Annotated in this window: 14 protein-coding genes and 1 other RNA gene; 6 read left to right on the forward strand and 9 right to left on the reverse strand. The window is 64.8% G+C overall.

Annotated features, from left to right (window positions below; translation table 11 throughout):
• Positions 1-3 precede the first annotated feature (3 nt).
• The 6 genes from V3330_RS15675 to V3330_RS15700 all read right to left on the reverse strand — a co-directional run bounded on the left by V3330_RS15675 (position 4) and on the right by V3330_RS15700 (position 8172).
• A complete protein-coding gene (locus tag V3330_RS15675; RefSeq protein ID WP_354696389.1) occupies positions 4-1719 on the reverse strand; it encodes an NADPH-dependent assimilatory sulfite reductase hemoprotein subunit in 1716 nt (571 codons plus the stop codon).
• Entirely contained in the window at positions 1719-3545 is a 1827-nt protein-coding gene (locus V3330_RS15680; RefSeq protein ID WP_354696390.1) for a diflavin oxidoreductase, read from the reverse strand. Before V3330_RS15680 ends, V3330_RS15675 begins: the two co-directional genes overlap by 1 nt.
• Positions 3546-3705: 160 nt before the next feature.
• Positions 3706-4953, reverse strand: a complete 1248-nt coding sequence (locus V3330_RS15685; protein WP_354696391.1) for an FAD-dependent monooxygenase — start codon at positions 4951-4953, stop codon at positions 3706-3708.
• Entirely contained in the window at positions 4954-6246 is a 1293-nt protein-coding gene (gene ubiH / locus V3330_RS15690; protein WP_354696392.1) for a 2-octaprenyl-6-methoxyphenyl hydroxylase, read from the reverse strand.
• Positions 6243-7550, reverse strand: coding sequence for an aminopeptidase P N-terminal domain-containing protein (locus V3330_RS15695; RefSeq protein ID WP_354696489.1), 1308 nt, complete (start codon positions 7548-7550; stop codon positions 6243-6245). Before V3330_RS15695 ends, ubiH begins: the two co-directional genes overlap by 4 nt.
• 43 nt (positions 7551-7593) lie before the next feature.
• Positions 7594-8172 carry a UPF0149 family protein gene (locus V3330_RS15700; protein WP_354696393.1) on the reverse strand — a complete coding sequence of 193 codons (579 nt, stop codon included), beginning with the start codon at positions 8170-8172 and terminating at the stop codon, positions 7594-7596.
• A 189-nt stretch (positions 8173-8361) separates the two neighbouring features.
• Here V3330_RS15700 and V3330_RS15705 point away from each other — a divergent pair, with 189 nt between their 5' ends.
• The 6 genes from V3330_RS15705 (at position 8362) to rpiA (ending at position 11100) form a co-directional block, all read left to right on the forward strand.
• On the forward strand, positions 8362-8583 hold the full coding sequence (locus V3330_RS15705) for a TIGR02449 family protein (protein WP_354696394.1): 222 nt from the start codon (positions 8362-8364) through the stop codon (positions 8581-8583).
• A 45-nt stretch (positions 8584-8628) separates the two neighbouring features.
• Entirely contained in the window at positions 8629-8925 is a 297-nt protein-coding gene (locus tag V3330_RS15710; RefSeq protein ID WP_354696395.1) for a cell division protein ZapA, read from the forward strand.
• A gap of 19 nt (positions 8926-8944) precedes the next feature.
• A non-coding RNA gene (gene ssrS / locus V3330_RS15715) (6S RNA) lies at positions 8945-9129 on the forward strand.
• A gap of 109 nt (positions 9130-9238) precedes the next feature.
• Positions 9239-9868 (forward strand): 5-formyltetrahydrofolate cyclo-ligase, encoded by a 630-nt coding sequence (locus V3330_RS15720; protein WP_354696396.1) that lies wholly within the window; start codon positions 9239-9241, stop codon positions 9866-9868.
• A gap of 90 nt (positions 9869-9958) precedes the next feature.
• A complete protein-coding gene (locus V3330_RS15725) occupies positions 9959-10432 on the forward strand; it encodes an EVE domain-containing protein (RefSeq protein WP_354696397.1) in 474 nt (157 codons plus the stop codon).
• Positions 10429-11100, forward strand: coding sequence for a ribose-5-phosphate isomerase RpiA (rpiA, locus tag V3330_RS15730; RefSeq protein WP_354696398.1), 672 nt, complete (start codon positions 10429-10431; stop codon positions 11098-11100). The genes V3330_RS15725 and rpiA overlap by 4 nt, the downstream gene beginning before the upstream one ends.
• A 39-nt stretch (positions 11101-11139) precedes the next feature.
• Here the strand turns inward: rpiA and V3330_RS15735 are convergent, their stop codons facing one another.
• The 3 genes from V3330_RS15735 to V3330_RS15745 all read right to left on the reverse strand — a co-directional run bounded on the left by V3330_RS15735 (position 11140) and on the right by V3330_RS15745 (position 16959).
• Positions 11140-12393, reverse strand: a complete 1254-nt coding sequence (locus tag V3330_RS15735; protein WP_354696399.1) for an alginate export family protein — start codon at positions 12391-12393, stop codon at positions 11140-11142.
• 54 nt (positions 12394-12447) lie between these two features.
• Entirely contained in the window at positions 12448-14613 is a 2166-nt protein-coding gene (locus V3330_RS15740; RefSeq protein WP_354696400.1) for a cytochrome D1 domain-containing protein, read from the reverse strand.
• 126 nt (positions 14614-14739) lie between these two features.
• Positions 14740-16959 carry a TonB-dependent hemoglobin/transferrin/lactoferrin family receptor gene (locus V3330_RS15745; RefSeq protein WP_354696401.1) on the reverse strand — a complete coding sequence of 740 codons (2220 nt, stop codon included), beginning with the start codon at positions 16957-16959 and terminating at the stop codon, positions 14740-14742.
• Between the last annotated feature and the right edge of the window lie 80 nt (positions 16960-17039).

The following is a 17039-nucleotide window of genomic DNA, read 5'->3' on the forward strand; positions in this document are numbered from 1 at the left end:
ATTTCACGGCAATTCCATCGCACCGGTACGGTGCAGATAGTTTCCAAACGCTTCGCCGTCGCGCCGGGATCCGGCGTAATCGGCGAACAAACCGTCCAATACGTCGAGCACGTCCTGTTCGTGAAGGCTTTCGCGCACCATGGCGTTGAGCCGGCTGCCATCGAAGGCGGCGCCCACGTGCAGGTTGTAGAGTCCCGGCCCCTTGCCAACCAGCCCGATTTCCGCCAGATAAGGCCGCGCGCAGCCGTTCGGGCATCCCGTCATGCGGATCGTGATCGGCTGATCGGACAGGCCGTGTTTTTCGAGCAATGCATCGATCCGGGTCACCAGGTCCGGCAGGTAGCGTTCGCTCTCGGCCATGGCCAGGCCGCAGGTCGGAAACCCGACACAGGCCATGGAGTTGAGCCGCAGCGGACTCGACTGGCGCCAGCCGTCCAGCCCGTGTTCAGCCACCACGGCATCGATGGCCTCGCGATCACCTTCCTCGACGGCGCTGATGATGACGTTCTGGTTCGGCGTCAATCGAAACTCGCCCCGGCCTTTTTCCTCCAGCAGGTGCGCCACCGCGCGCATGCCAGCCAGCCCGGAGATGCTTTCGACGTCCGCGACCCGGCCATTCTCGATGAACAGCGCCAGGTGCCAGAGTCCGTCGTCGGTCCGCTGCCAGCCCAGCAGGTCACCCGTGTGGGTAAATGAGAACGGCCGCGGCTCGGCCAGGCTGAAACCGGCTCGCGATTTGAACTCTTCGAGCAGCCACTCCACGCCACGTTCGGCCAGCGTGTATTTGAGCCGTGCGTGCTTGCGCTCGACCCGGTCGCCGAAATCCCGCTGGATACCCACGATGGTCTCGGCGGTTTCAATCAATTGCCCCGGTGTGCAATAACCGACCACGTCGGCGAGACGCGGGTAGGTTTCGGGATCGCCGTGGGTTACGCCCATGCCACCGCCAACGGTGACGTTGTAGCCCACGACTTCGTCGTCCTCGACATGGGCGACAAAGCCCAGGTCATGCGCATACACATCCACGTCATTGCGTGGCGGGATGGCGAAGGCGATCTTGAATTTCCGCGGCAGATAGGTGCGGCCGTAGATGGGCTCGACTTCCTCGTCCTGGCCGCTGGTGCCGGCCACCCGCTCACGTCCCAGCCAGATTTCATGATAGGCCGTGGTGCGCGGCAACAGGTGTTCGCCAACGGCCGCGGCATCCGCGCAGACGCGCCGGTGCAGCGACGACGACTCCGGCAGGGCCGTGGCCATGACATTGCGGTTCACATCGCCGCAAGCGGAGACTGTATCCAGCATTGAATCGTTGATGGCGCGGATGGTGGCTTTCAGTTCGCGCTTTATCACGCCGTGAAACTGGAACGACTGCCGCGTGGTAATCCTCAGGGAGCCGTTGGCGTAGGTCCGTGCGACCTGGTCCAGGCCCAGCCATTGCGCCGGACTGCAGATGCCACCGGGCAAACGGGCCCGGATCATGAACTGGTAATCGGGCTCCAGCATTTGCCGGCGGCGCTCGTCGCGAAAATCGCGATTGTCCTGCTGATAGAAACCGTGAAATTTGCTGAGCTGGGTGTCGTCCTCGGCCAGCGCGCCGGTCGCGGAGTCCGCCAGGCCCTCGGTCAGGGTGCCGCGCAGATAATCGCTGCGCAGTTTGATGCCTTCGACCGGCGAACCCTCGCCGTGCTTGAGCGTTGTCAGGTTGTTGGCGTTACTCATCAGTAAAGATCCTTCAACAGCCGGCCCTGGCGGCGCAGCTCGGCAAAGGCTTCGGCGGCACCCTCGTCCGACAGGCCCTGACCCAGCGCCAACGCCTGCTGCACCGACTGCTCCACGGCCTTGCCCATGGACAGACCGCCGCACAGATACAGGTGGGCACCGCGATCGAGCCATTCGTTGACGCGCACCGCCTCGTCACGCACCACGTGCTGCACGTAGCGTTTCTCTTCCTGATCGCGGGAGAACGCGCCATCGATACGCGTGACCAGACCGCGCTTGCGCCATTCCAGCCATTCCCGCTGGTACAGGAAATCGGTCCTGAGATGAGGATTGCCGAACACCAGCCAGACGTCGGGATTCGCACCCTCTTCCTCGAGCTGCTGCAAAAAGGCCCGGTACGGCGCGATACCGGTGCCGGCGGCGACCAGGATCAAGGGCAATGAGCGGTCCTCGGGGAGCCGGAAGCGGCGATTGGGCTCAAGGAACACCGGCACTTCGTCGCCGGGCTTCACATGGTGATTGAGGTAATGGCTGGCCACGCCCTTTCGCTCCGAGCCAATGGCATCGCTGAACAGGGTCGCCACGGTGAGGTGCACTTCCTCGCCCACGGCGGCTCCGCTTGAAGCAATGGAATAGGAACGGGGCGCCAGCGGGCGCAGCAGTGTGGCCAGGCCGGCGGCATCGAACCGATCCGTTCCGGCCGGCGGATAGGCCTCGACCAGGTCGATGAACTGGCGCTGCTCGATGAAATCACGGCGGCCCGCATCGTCGAGACCTTCGAAAGCCGCTGCCAGATCATCACGGCCCGCGCGTTCGGCGTAGCCGGTCACGGTATCCGCACTGAGCCGTGTCAATTCGCGGTGCCGGGTCAGCAATTCGTGTACCGAGTGGCGATGGGCATCGACTTCCACCGATTCATCGGCATCCACGCCAAGTCGATCGATGACCCGGGCCACCAGGTCGTGGTCGTTTGGCGCCCACACGCCCAGCGAATCCCCCGGCTCGTAATCCAGGCCGGCGTCTTCCAGCGATAATTCGAGGTGGTAAACGTGCTTGGACGATTCCAGGCCGGTGATTTTCTGCACGCGCTCGACGGTCGCGGCGAACGGGTTTGCCCGGGTCCACCGCGGTGCCTGCGGCACCACGCTGAGCCGGCCCACCGCCGCTGTGGACGCGGCACCCGACTCTGTCGCGAGGTGTTCCCTGCCGTACTCGACAACGCTGCCAGACCATTCCGTGGCCAATGCCTCGTAGTCGACGTCGCAATCGGTTCGGGTGGAAAAGGTCGCCGCGCCCTGGTCGGTCAGCAATTTCTCGAAATCGACGCCCGCGGCGCAGAACTCGCTGTAACTCCGGTCACCGAGCGCGAGCACGGAGAACTTCAGGTCTTTCAGCGCCGGAGCGCGCGATCCCGAGAGGTACTCGAACCATTCGACGGCGTCGTCCGGCGGATCGCCTTCACCGTGGGTGCTGATGACGAACGCGGCATGGCGAATCTTCTTGATCGCCGCCGGCCGCGTGGAACCCATGGACTGCAATTCCACGGCGAAGCCCGCCTGGCGGGCACGTTCGGCCAGTTCTTCCGCGACGACTTCGCCGTTGCCCGTCTGCGATGCGTAAAGCACGTGCAGGGTTTCGGCCGGGGTGGCCACCGCCGCGGGCTGTACCACGGCCTCCGGAACCGATCCCCCGCTGGCGAGCCGGCCCGCGATGAAGCCGCTGAGCCACGCGGATTGCGTGGCATCAAGCCCCGTCAGACCCTGCTGAAGCTGCTGGATTTGCAGCTCGGTGAAAGGCGAATTGTCCGTGCGCAGCGCCTGAAACATGCCGGCCTACCTCTGAAAAGATGAGCCGAGAGCATAAGCGCCACCCCGTGAAGCGGGAACGAAGCGTTTTCTATTGCGGTATAACCACCGGGAATAAGCGAGCACGGCCGAGTGACCACGGCGAGTCGCGATTCACGGCCGGCAGGCGTACCCGGGGCGGTCAGCCGATGACCAGATCCTGCAACGAAATTCCGCGAGCGAGCGCGGGTGCGCCCGCGTGGATACCGGCCGCCCGCCGGATAAATCCATCACGTAAGGCCCAACTGCCGGCCACGCCCCACAAGCCCCATCGCCGAACGGGGCCGAACGCCTCCGGCCCGAACAGGGTGTGCAGGCCGTGAATGCCCCGCGCCATGACTTCGCTTTCGGAGAGCCGCTGGCGGCCGAACGATGTGAGCCGCCCTTCGTGGCCGGGGTCTCCGCCGGCCCGGCGGGCGGCCACCGCGGTCTCCACCAGGGCGGCGGCATCCAAAAAGCCGAGATTCACGCCCTGGCCGGCCAAGGGGTGGACGACGTGGGCCGCATCGCCGATCAACACGCAACGTCCCGCCGTATACCGGTCCGCCAACTGCAGGCTTAATGGAAACGCCGCTCTCGGACCCGTCGATTCGATGGAACCGAACGGTCCCTCCGCGTTCTCGCCCGCCACCCCTTCGAGTTCCGATCCGAATGCCTCGTCATCCAGCGACAGGAGGCGATCCGCTTCGGCCGAAGGCCGGGTCCAGACGATGGACGAGGCACCATCCGACAACGGCAGAAAGGCCAGCGGACCGCCCGGCAGAAAGCGCTGCCAGGCCAGACCCGGGTTCGGCCGCGCGGTGCGCACCACCGACACCAGCGCGCGCTGCCCGTAGTCCGTATGCCGCAGGCCGATGCCCAGCGTCCGGCGCACCATCGAACCGGCTCCGTCCGCCCCCACCAGCAGGTCCGGCCGGATGCTGCGGCCATCGGCCAGGGTAACGGCCGGGCGAGGCCCGAACAGGTCGAGGGATTCGACGTCCGCCGGACAGACCCGTTCCACGGCGGCGAGTTGCTTCAGGTTCTGCCACAACGCCCATTGCACCAGGTCGTTCTCGACGATGGTGCCCAGGCGCTCGAGTCCGAACTCGGCGGCGGTGAATTCGATGGCCGGATCCCGCGCACGGTCCTCGACGCGCATGCGCCGATAGGGACCGGTCCGTTCCGCCGCAATGGCGTCCCAGGCGCCCGCGGCTTCGAGTATCCGGACGGAGCCCGGCGACAGGGCCGACACCCGCAAACCCACCGGCTCCGAGGAATCGAACGGTTCCGGCTCCTTCGCCTGCAGCACGCAGACCGAAAGCCCGGCTCGCGCGAACAGGCAGGCCGCGGCCGCGCCGACCATGCCGGCACCGATCACGAGCACATCGGGCTGGTCGGACGCCCCCATTCAGCCGGCCCCCAGGTCTTCGCCCAGCGCCAGCCGGGGGATGCGCCCCCGGTAGCCCATGGCCTGTACCGCCAGCCGCCGCCGCAAGCCGGGAAACAGGGCATGCGCCAGCAGACCCGCCCGCCGCGCGGCCGCCGCCCCGGCCGTTGGATTGGCGAACAGGCGCGCCAGACCGTCGGTCAGGGCGATGGTCCGATCCTGATCGGGTGCACGCCATTCACTGTAGCGCCGCAGCAGGTCAGGCTCTCCGGGGTCAGCCCCGCGATCGCGCGCCAGGGCATCGGCGATCACTTCGGCCAGTACCGCCACGTCGCGCAGGCCCAGATTGAATCCCTGGGCACCGACCGGATGGATGGCGTGCGCCGCATTGCCCAGCAGCAGGCTGCGCGGGCCGACATCGCGCAACGGCCTGGTGAGCTGCAGGGGATAGGCGCTGCGCCGCCCCACACGCGTCCAGTCGCCCAGCGCATCGCCGAAGCGGGATCGCGCCCGCGACAGGAAGGTTTCGTCGTCCAGGTCCAGCAGGGAACGGGCCTGCGCCGTCTCCACGCTCCATACCAGTCCGCAACGCCCCCCGACATGCGGCAGGATGGCGAACGGGCCGGTGGCCGACAGACGCTCGAAGGCGCGGCCTGCATGATGCTGCTCCGGGGTCACGTTGCAGATCACCGCGGTCTGACCGTAGTCATGGTGCCGCGTTTCGATACCGAGCGCGTCCCGCACCGCCGAGGCCGCGCCGTCGGCGCCCACCACCAGCCGGCAGCGCAACTCGGCGGACTGGCCATCGGCCTCGTACCCGACCGTGACCGCCTCGTCATCCGGCGTGAGGGTGGTCAGCCGGGCCGGGCACAGCCACTCGAAACCGTGCAATTCAGGCAGCAGCCGCTGCGCGGCGGCGCCGAACACCCGGGCTTCGACCACGTTGCCGTAACAGTCCAGACCCAGTTCGTCGGCGCGCAGTATCACCCGGCCCGGACGCCCGAGCTCGGATACATGGATTTCGCGGATCGGAGTGGCGTTCTCCTCCAGCAGCGGCCAGATGCCGAGCGCCTGGAGAATTCGGCAGGAACTGGCGCTCAGCGCCAGAGTGCGATCGTCATAGCTCGGCTGCGTGGCGCTGCGCGGCGCCACCGCTTCGAGCAGCGCGACCCGCAGCCCCAGGGGTTCCAGCGCGCAGGCCAGGCTGGCGCCAACCAGGCCGCCGCCCACGATACAGACATCGGCTTCCGACCCCGCCGCGGAATCTGGACGAGCGTCGGCGCGGCTTGAATCGCGGCCCCCGGCACGGGTCATGACGCCGCCATCAGGGCCTCGATGTCATCGGGCTCCTTGATCAGCGCGCCGGTCAAAACCAGCGGCTCGTCGCGTGTGATGGCGACATTGTCCTCGATTCGAATGCCCAGGCCGCGAAAACAGGTGCGCACGGTGGTGTCGCCGGGCGGAATGTAGATACCCGGCTCGACGGTCATCACCATGCCGGGTTCGAGTTCCCGCGAATGACCGTCGATCTGGTACTCACCGACGTCGTGCACATCCAGGCCCATCCAGTGGCCGGTATTGTGCACGTAGAAATGCTTGTAGCCTTCCTCTTCCAGTTCCTGCTCCAGCGAATTGCGCAGAATCCCCAGGTCGATCATCCCCTGGGTGGCGACGCGTACCGCTTCGTCGTGCATGTCTTCCCAGGCGTGGCCGGCCCGGGCCTTGTCGATGGCGGCCGTCTGCGCATCCAGCACCACCTGGTACAGATCGCGCTGTTCGGGCGAAAAGCGGCCATTGACCGGAAAGGTGCGGGTGATATCCGACGCATATCCGTCATATTCCGCGCCGGCGTCGATCAGCAGCAGGTCGCCGTCCCGCAGCGGATCGCGATTGGTAATGTAATGCAGCACGCAGGCGTTGGCCCCGCCGGCGACGATGGGCAGGTAGGACGCCTCGCACTGATGCCGGGTGAAGGTGTGCAGCAGTTCGGCATGAATGTCGGCCTCGTTCAATCCCGGCTCGCACACGGACATGGCGCGTTCGTGCGCCTCGATGGCCACTGCGGCAGACCGCTTCATCACGGTCAGCTCCGTCCGCGACTTGAACAGGCGGAGATCGTGCAGCATGTGATCCAGTGCGTGGATTTCCTCGGGGGCGTGGAAGCCGCGCCGCGGCTTGTCGCGAAACGCGTTGAGCCAACCGATCAGACGCTGGTCGAATGCGGGCTGCCGTCCGAGGTCGAAAAAGATGCGTTCGCGGTCCTGGAGCAGTTTGGGAATGCGCTTGTCGAGTTCGTCGATGGCGAAGGCTTCGTCCATGCCGTAGTCCTCCACGGCACCGGCCAGCCCGGTCATCGGGCCGTCCCACATTTCCCGTTCCAGGTCGCGTTCGCGGCAAAACATCACGCAGCGCCCGCCACCGCCGTCCGGGATCAGGATCAGAACGGAGTCGGGCTCGCGAAAACCGGTGAGATAGAGAAAATCGCTGTCCTGGCGGTAGGCATAGTGAACATCGCTGTTGCGCACTTTCTCCGGTGCGGCACACACGATGATCACGGCATCTTCACCGGCCATGCGCATCAACTGCCGGCGGCGCCGGGCGTATTCCTTTTGTTTGATCACGGGTGGGTTTCTCGGAACCTTGTCGCAGCCTGTAAGGCGGTCAATGTATGGCGTCACCGGCACCGGGACCGCGCAACTCCTCGCGCAGCATCATGGTGACGACGCGAACGTATTCGACAATCTCGGTAAACGCCTTTTCGTCTTCGTCTTCCACCTCCTCGGCGAGGTTCTCCTCGTCGTCGAGGCCCGAATAGGCCGCACGGGCAATCTGCTGCAGGTCGGTTAACGCCTCCGCGGCTTCCTCGGAAATTTCTGGCAGTTCCCCGCCCAGTCCCAGCCCGGCCAGGAAACCCGTGCACCACTGCGCCAGGGCATCGGTGCGATCTTCCAGAGGTTCATCGTCGTCCGGCAGCCACAGCGCGAATTGCATCTCCTCGTCTTCGAGCTGCTGCAAGGTGCTGTCGAAAGCTTCCTGCATCACCTCGTTCATGGCCAGGCCGGGTTCGTCCAACAGCTCCAGGGTTTCCAGGTGCGTCAGGAAATCGCCGGCCGTCTTGCCGGTTTCCCCGCAAATCATTCCGCACAAGACACCGTGGCACTCCGCCAGTTCCGGCGCGTCCAGACTGCCCCGGCTGAGCATCAGGGCGTGACGAAAATCGGGCAATGGATCTGGTGGCATCTGACAGCTCGGTCCGGGATTGTGAATCGGATAGGCCGCACGCGTCGCTCGGGAGCACGGCCTCAGCCGACGGCACCGACAATATTATCACTCCCCGCGCCGCCACCCCACCCCGCATGCCAGCCGGCGCGCTGGCGGGGCACAGCCTTTGATTGACGGTCCCAGGGGACGCACTTATAGTGTGTCGCCATGGATTCACTGGAACAGACCAGCAAGGATCTCGAACGTTTGGAGCAGCAACTCAATGCCTTGCTGGACCAGTGCCGGCAGTTGCGTGAGGAAAATCATTCCCTGCTCAGCCGCCAGGAAGCCCTGGTTACCGAACGCGCGACACTGGTTGCCAAGAACGAAGAGGCGCGTTCCAAGGTAGAGGCCATGATCAACCGCCTCAAATCACTGGAACAGATTTGAGCCCGATTGCGTCGTGACGCACGGAGCGCCTGCAGCCGCACATCGATGAACCAAGCTTCCGAACCCGTATCCGTCACGATCCTCGATCGCAAGTATCAATTTGCGTGCACCCCCGAGGAACGCAAGAACCTGATCGAAGCGGCTCGCGATCTGGATGAGCGCATGAAGGAAATCCGCGAGTCCGGCCACCTGATGTCGCTGGAACGCATCGCGCTTCAGGCCGCTTTGAATCTCACCGACCAGGTCCTCAAGATGCAGCGCCGGGCCGCCGATCGCGAAGAACGGATCGACAGTCGGATTCGACTGCTCACCGAGCAGCTCGATAATGCGCTGAAAGAATGAATCTTCTATAATTCGGGACAGCCCCCTGTGGTGTTTGCCAGTGGGACGTTTATTGCCTTGTCCCTAGATCATGACCTCGGGACCGCGAAACTGAGAGCCGTTGTGCACGTTCGCAATGCTGCGAAAAGCCTGAAGCCCGGTGAGCTGTCCCACCTGAACCACTGGTTCAAGGTCACCGTTCCGCAGCGGCACCATGGAGGGCACTTGATGCCCGGCTTTCCGCCGGGTCCGGCCGGTTACGTTTTCACAACCGGCGGTACCCGACCCGTCTTCCCCGGAATGGCCCCGGCGCCAGCGCGCGCACCCGCTGTACATGCCTGATTCCGTTCCCGTACCGGACACACCCGCCGCCCGCAAGCGGGCGCTGCGTGCCCGTCTTCGAGCCCGGCGTCGCGATCTCGATCCCGCCACCCGCGCAACGGCCGATCACAGCATCAACGAACACGTGCTCGATCTCGCGCGCAGCGTGCCCCAGGGCACCGTGGCCGCCTTTCGCGCCTTCGACGGCGAGCCGGACCTGAACCCGGCCCTGTCAGCCCTGGCACGGTCCGGCCGGCGCCTGGCCCTGCCGGTGCTGGTCGCAACGCCCGGTGCCGCGACGACGCGGGCACGGCATCTCGAATTCCACGCCTGGGATGTCGAAACCGACCTGCTGACCAACCATTTCGGTATCGACGAACCCCACACCGGGCGCCCGGTGAGCCTGGACGAGATCGGGCTGATACTGGTGCCACTGGTCGGCTGGGACCCCAACGGCGGACGGCTCGGCATGGGGGCTGGTTATTACGACCGGGCGCTGGCCGGCGTCGCCGACCAGAAATACCCGGTTCGCGCCGGCATCGCCTACTCGGTGCAACGCGCCGATACCCTGCCCCTGGAGACACACGACGTACGGCTGCACGAAATCATCACCGAACACGGCCGGTTTACCTGTCCGCCGTGATTCGGGACAATGCCGGTTCAACCGCCGGCCCGGGGCCGCCCCCCGCTGGCCGCCGGACCGGTTCTCACTTCAAGCTACGGACCCGTTTCGATGAATTACTGGCTGATCAAGTCCGAACCCGATGAATTCAGTATCGACGACCTGAAGAACTCGCCCAAACGCAGAACCCACTGGGACGGCGTGCGCAATTACCAGGCGCGCAATTTCATGCGCGACGATATGCGCAAGGGTGACGGAATTCTTTACTACCACTCCAATTGCGAAACACCCGGCATCGTCGGTATCGCCGAAGTCGCCTCCGAGGCCTATCCCGACCACACGGCCTTCGACGCGAACGACAAACACTTCGACCCCAAGAGCGATCCGGACAACCCCCGCTGGATGATGGTGGACGTACGCTACAAGCGTAAAACCCGCCGGCTGATCTCGCTGGCCGAACTGAAACAGTACGACCGCGAGCTGGAGGGACTGGCCCTGATTCGCCGCGGCAACCGGCTTTCGGTGATGCCGGTTGCGAAAAAGCACTGGGACTTCATCCTCGGACTGGAGGAAAAGAAACCATGAATGAAAAAGCGGAAAGCACCCAGCAGGAGCAGAAAATCCAGGTCGCCGAATCGGCACTGGCACTGGTACCGGACGACTGCGTTCTGGGGGTGGGCACCGGCAGCACCGTAAATTGCTTCATCGACGCACTGGCCGCATCCGGCAAGCGCCTGGAAGCCGCGGTGTCATCCTCCGAGGCCACTACCGAACGACTCGCCGCCGCCGGCATCCAGGTGCGCGAACTCAATCATGCCGGAACCCTGGATCTGTACATCGACGGGGCGGACGAGTTCGACGGCCACCGACGCCTGATCAAGGGTGGGGGCGGCGCGCTGACCCGTGAGAAAATCGTCGCCGGCGCCAGCCGAAAATTCGTCTGCATCGTCGACGAAAGCAAGAAAGTCGGCGTGCTCGGCCGCTTTCCGTTGCCTGTTGAGGTAATTCCGATGGCCCGCAGTTTCGTGGCGCGCCAACTCGTGGCCCTGGGCGGTCAGCCCGAACTGCGCGAGGGCTTCACCACCGACAATGGCAATGCGATCCTGGATGTCCACAACATGGACCTGGTCGACCCGGTCACGATGGAGCAGCGCATCAACAACATCGCCGGCGTCGTCACCTGCGGATTGTTCGCCATCCGTCCGGCGGATGTGGTACTGATGGCAACGGCCTCGGGCGTCATCGAATTCTGATCGCGGCGATCGCCCTGCCGCCAGGGTTACGCCGGGTTATCAGAAGTGCGCCGAGATCTGGATCCAGAATTTGGTGGTGTCCTGGTAGGCCGGATCATCGTCACCCTTGAACCGGGCCGCTTTGAACAACACGTGATAATGCCCGGCGAAGCCACGGGCCAGCGATGCGTCTACTTCGCTGCCGTAGGAGCCGGAGCCCGACTCGGCGTCGAACGCGTGATACACCACGTTCCACGCCCAGTCGCCGATCTTGCCCTTTACCCCGCCGAATACGTCATCCAGACCGGCGCCCGGGGTGGCCAGAAACTTGTCGGCCCAGCCGTTGAAGGCGTGCAGGGTGGCCAGCGGCGTGCGGAATGATGCACCGGCCTCGCCATCATCGCCCCCCAGTGATTCATAGCCGACATAGGGCGTGATCCGACCGATACCGAGCGACAGATCGAAACGGTAATAGTCGGCGCTGAAGTCCACGGGGTTGTTGTGACCGTCGGTCTGGTGTGCGTATTCGGCCGCATAGCCAAACGTCAGGCCGCCAGACTCCCGGGAACCGGCGAAACGCAAGCCCCAGGTCCGGGTGGAGAATCCGGCCACATCGTCGTTGTCGATGTCGTAGTAGTAGCCGGTCAGCTTACCCGCGTCGGCCACATCCCAGCCAACGTTGGCCAGCCAGGTCGTGTTGTCGTTTTCACCCGCAGGCACGTCGTCACCGAAAATGCGGTTGACCTGCCAGACCCAGGCCACCTGGGCATCGAGCCCGGTGCCGAATTTCTTCTGCAGCCACACGCCGTCGTAGGTCTGCTCGTTCTGTCTCCAGCCAACGTTGCCCACGAAGCGCGCATTGTCATAGATGATGCGCTGTCGCCCGCCACGCAGCGTCGTGCCCGAGCCGTCGCTCCATTGCAGCCAGGCCTGATTCAGGTCCGGCCCCACCGGATCGGCCACGACGGGATATTCGGAGCGATCCGGCGTGTTGCCGGCGCCTTCGTTGTAATCGTCCCAACCGATGTTGCCGATGTAGTCGAGTTCACCGAAGGCGGCGAAGCCGTTCCAGTCATCGGTTCGGAAATTCAGGCGGCCGCGCAGGGTTGAGGCCCGGGCATTACGGTCGAGGGGATCCTGGTCGACGTGCTCGAAACGGTAGCGGAAACCGACCGTGGCCTTGCCCTGGGTAAACGCTTCGGCCAGGGAATCGGCCGCCTGAATCTCGTCCGCCGCAACGACTGCGACGAGCGTGACCAGGGCGAGCGCCAACAGGCCTGCCGGGCGGGCCGGCAGGGATCGTATGCAGTTCATGACTTGTCTCCCGCGGAATGAGCCGCCCGGGACGCGCCCGGGCGGCTGTTCGGATCAGTAGATGTCCTTCACGGTGTTGTACACATTGAACTTGCCGGTGGGAGTGATGACTTCCGGTCCCTTGATCACGTGCTTGAGCTTGCGGGTCCGGTCATCCACCACCACGATGGCGGATTCCTGATCCTGTCCGCTCCAAACCGAGAACCACACCTCGTCACCGGCTTTGTTGAACTCCGGCTGCACGACCCGTTTCGGACCCTCGCCCAGCTCGGCCCACTCGGCGATGGGCAGCACTTCGAACCCGGCATCCAGGTTATTGATGTCGTACACGGCCACCGATTGTGAGATCCCCTCGTCGGGGTTCAGCGGCGAGTCCACCCACAGGTTCGTCGACGTTGGGTGGGACTTGACGAACAGCGAGCCGCCGCCCTGACCTTCGAGCGTGCGCACCACTTTCCAGGCCTGATCGGGGTGTCCCTCCGGATCGGTGCCCAGGAACGTGATATTGGCGTTGCCCAGCGCGCTGGTCACCCACACCGGACCGAACTCGGGATCCGTGATGTTGGCGCCCCGGCCCGGGTGGGGAATCTTGGTGACTTCAGGCAGCCCCACCAGTTTGCGCTCGCGAGAATCGATGATGGCGATGCGGTCTGAGTTGTTGGCCGCGGTCAGGAAATAGCGTTTGGATGCGTCCCAGCCACCATCGTGCAAGAACCGGGCGGCGCCGATGGTAGTCACACTCAGGCTGTCGACATTTTCGTAGTTGACCAGCAGAATCTTGCCGGTTTCCTTGACGTTGACGATGAACTCGGGATGCTCGTGCGAGGCCACGATGGCGGCCACACGAGGCTCGGGATGATACTCCTGGGTGTCGACTGTCATGCCGCGCGTGGACACGATTTTAAGCGGCTCCAGGGTATCGCCCTCCATCACCGTGTATTGCGGCGGCCAATAGGCCCCGGCGATCGCGTACTTGTCCTCGTACCCGTGATACTTGGAGGTTTCCACCGAGCGGGCCTCCAGGCCCACCTTGATCTCGGCCACCCGATCGGGCGGATCCATCCACAGGTCGATCATGTCGATTTTGGCATCACGGCCGATCGTATACATGTAACGGCCTGATGCCGAAGGCCGTGAAATATGCACGGCGTAGCCGGTCTTGACCACATTGACGATTTCCTTCGTGGTACCGTCGATGATCGCGACCTCGCCGGAATCGCGCAGGGTGACCGCGAAGAAATTCTCGATATCACGGTCATGCTGCGGCGCGTCAGGCCGCTCTTCGGGCGGCACCAGAAGCGCCCAGCTGTCACGCATTTCCTGCATGCCCCATTCCGGCGGTTCCGGCGGCTCGTGCTGCAGGAAGCGGGCCATGATGTCGACCTGCTCTTCAGTCAGATCGCCCGACGTGCCCCAGTTGGGCATGCCGGCAGGCGAACCGTAGGTGATCAGGGCTTTGAGGTAATCCGTGCCCTTCTCGCGGGTGATGTCCACAGTCAGTGGTTTGCCGGTCGCCCCCTTGCGCAGCACTCCGTGGCAGCCAGCGCAACGCTGGAAGTAAACCTCGGTCGCGACATCGAATTCCTGCTGGGTCATGTTGGGCCCTTCGGAGTCGATGAACTTGCGCGCCGCTTCGCCGGTCATGGCGGTCGGTGCGCCGGAGTAGGCCAGCTCGGTGCTGCCGGAGGAAATCGGGTGATCCGCGGGTCCGGACACGGCTTCACCGCCGCGCACCGCGGCCACCTCTGCCGCGGCGACTTCCCCGCCCGGATTGTCCCAGGAATTCATCACGTAGGTGACGATGTCCGCCACGTCACTGTCGCTGAGGTAGGACAGCGCCGGCATGACCGCGTTGTATTCAACACCGTTTACGGTGATGGGGCCGGACAGACCGTTGATCACCGCCCCGATGGCCACTTTCGCGCCGCCTTCGGCCAGGTAGTCCGAACCGGCCAGTGGGGGAAAGGCACCGGCCAGACCCTGGCCTTCGGCCTGGTGGCAGGCCACGCAATGCGTGGCGTACAACTTCTGTCCGTTCTCCAGGCGCTCTTCGAACGTGACGGTGGCGGCCTCGGCTGCGTGTACCGCAACCGCGGGATCACTCCTTGCGGCCTCCGGAGCGGCATCGGACCCGGACTCGGACTGGCCGCAGGCCGACAGCGACATCATCAGTGCCGCCGGTATCAGGGTGATAAGGAACAGCATGGTGCGGGACTTCATCGGTTCACTCCCTTTCCTGCTTGCGGAAAATAGATTCATTATGCTTGCCTTAATTCTAAAAAACGATGGGATTCAGACGCATGATTCAGGTCAACGAAAGCACCGTGTTCCGGCGCGAACCTACCGTCAGAAGCGCAGGCTGAATGTCGCGGACAGATTACGGCCGGGACGCGCCAACGCCGCGATCATCGGATCGGCGGCATCGAGGTTGGCGACGTCCAGCCAGCGCCAGTATGTCTTGTCGCCCAGATTGAACACCCCGGCCCGCAGCTCCATGCCCCGCCCCGGCCGCCAACCGGCCGTCAGGTCGACCACGCCCCAGCCATCGGTGGCGAAACGGGGTCCATCTGCGGCGTCGATATCACCCCCATCCTTGGACGCGGTTGCCGTCAGGCTCAATGCGGCATCCCAGGCGCCGCTCGCGGAAATCCAGTCCAGGCCCACGACCGCCTGGGGTGGCACGATGGAATTCAGCGGCGCACCGGTCTCCCGGTTTTCGCCTTCCGACCAGTAGCCGGCCAATCGCAGCGACCACCCGTCCAGGCCGGCCCACCACGCGCCGAGATCCTGGTCGAAACGCACGTCGATGCCGTAAATGCGCGCGCTGTCTATATTGCGCGACTGGAAGATCAGATCGCCGGTAACCGGATCCGGACCGATCAGCGCCCGCGATTCGATGAAGTCGTCGTAATCGGTGTGAAACAGGGCCACACTGAATCGGGACGATGCAGTCACGCGCCGCACGCCGAACTCGAAGCCGTCCGAGGTCTCGGACTCGAGGTCGGGATTGGGAATCGCACGATAACCGAACAGCGCGATATCGAAACCGATGTTGGCGTCCTCGAACGGCGGCGCGCGGAACCCGCGGGTGTACTGACCGTACAGCGTCCAGTCGCCGGGCCCGTGGAACAGCACGCCCAGGCGCGGCGTGAGCTGGTCTTCGTCGACCCGCACGACCACGGCATCGGGGTAATCCGCCCGCCACAGGGCGTCCGGCCGCGGATCCAGTTCGTAGCGGTCCCAGCGCAGGGCCGGAATCAGTTCCCAGCGGCCATCCGCCAGGGTGATTTCGTCTTGCACATAAAGCCCCAGTTCGCGGCTGCGCGAGTTGGGAAAATCGCGCACCGGCATGGTCTCGCCGAGAATGAAGGTGGTGGACTGTCCCGACGCCAGATCGGTCTGCAGACCATCACGGAACTCGCTGGATTCCGTCTGCAGCCATTCCAGTCCGAGGCCCACCCGATGACGAACCGCGCCGGTGTACAAGGACCGGAACAGATTGAAGTCGATGCCCGTGTGCTGCTGGCCGTAGACGAACCGCCGGTCGATGGAAACCGGTACGCGTGCCGCCTCCCGGCGCTCGAAGCTACGCTGGTCGGTTTCGTAATCCGTCACGTAGACTCGCGCCAGCCCCTGCTCCCAACCGCCCCATGCGAACAGGAAATCGGCGACCAGACGGCTGCTTTCGTCGTGGTCGACACCCCGCAGCGCGGTGGTACCGCCGAAGCGACGGCCGTAGCCCAGTTGCGAAAACACGTCCGTCGTCACGTCACGTTCCTGCGCCGCCGCCGTGAGCCGCAGCCGATGACCGGAAGCGGTGTCGTAGGTGTAGCGCAGCAGGCCGTCCTGGCTGTCCCAGTCCTGCGGATCCAGCGGCTGCCCGTGCGGAACGGCGGCTTCGGTTTCATGCCCTTCGCGGCGCGTGTAGGCGGCCATCAGGGCATGCGGACCCGAGCCGAGCGCGGCCACACCGGACCCGGCCCAACTCGCATCCGCGCCGCGGTAGGCGCCGCGGACGCTGCCGGCGGTGCTGCCGCCACCGCGGGCGAGCACATCATCGGGATCGAAGGTGGTGATGGACACCACTCCGCCCAGCGCGTTGGAGCCATAGAGCACCGATGCGGGACCATGCAGAACTTCCACGCGCTTGATTCGATCAGTCTCGACGAGGTTGCGACCACCGTCCGAGTAACTGCCGACCGCGAATCGGTCACGCACCGGTATGCCATCCTGCTCGATGGCCACCCGATTGCCGCCGATACCGCGGATACTGATGCCGGTGCCACCGAAACGGGACCCCGCTGTTTCCAGCTCCAGACCCGGTTCGTAGCGCAGCAGATCGTCCAGCCCCTCGGCCAGTTCGGATCGGATGCGGGCGGCATCGATCACGCTGACCTGCGCCGCCACTTCGGACAGCGGCCGCGGCGCACGGCTGGCGACCACGACGATCGGGTCCAGCTCGCGCGCGTGCTCATCATCACCCGGCCGGCGCCCTTCGTCGGCTGGCATCTGCGCCACTGCGAAGCCCGGCAACAGCAGCACAGGCAGAATCAATGCCCTGAGCAAGTGCGCTCCGCGCGCCGGTGCCCGGGTACGGAGGGGAATTTGCTTTGCGGCGCACAAATCCGGCTTTCTGATCTTGCGCA

This window comes from Elongatibacter sediminis (assembly GCF_037892215.1).
Lineage (GTDB): Bacteria > Pseudomonadota > Gammaproteobacteria > Xanthomonadales > SZUA-36 > Elongatibacter > Elongatibacter sediminis.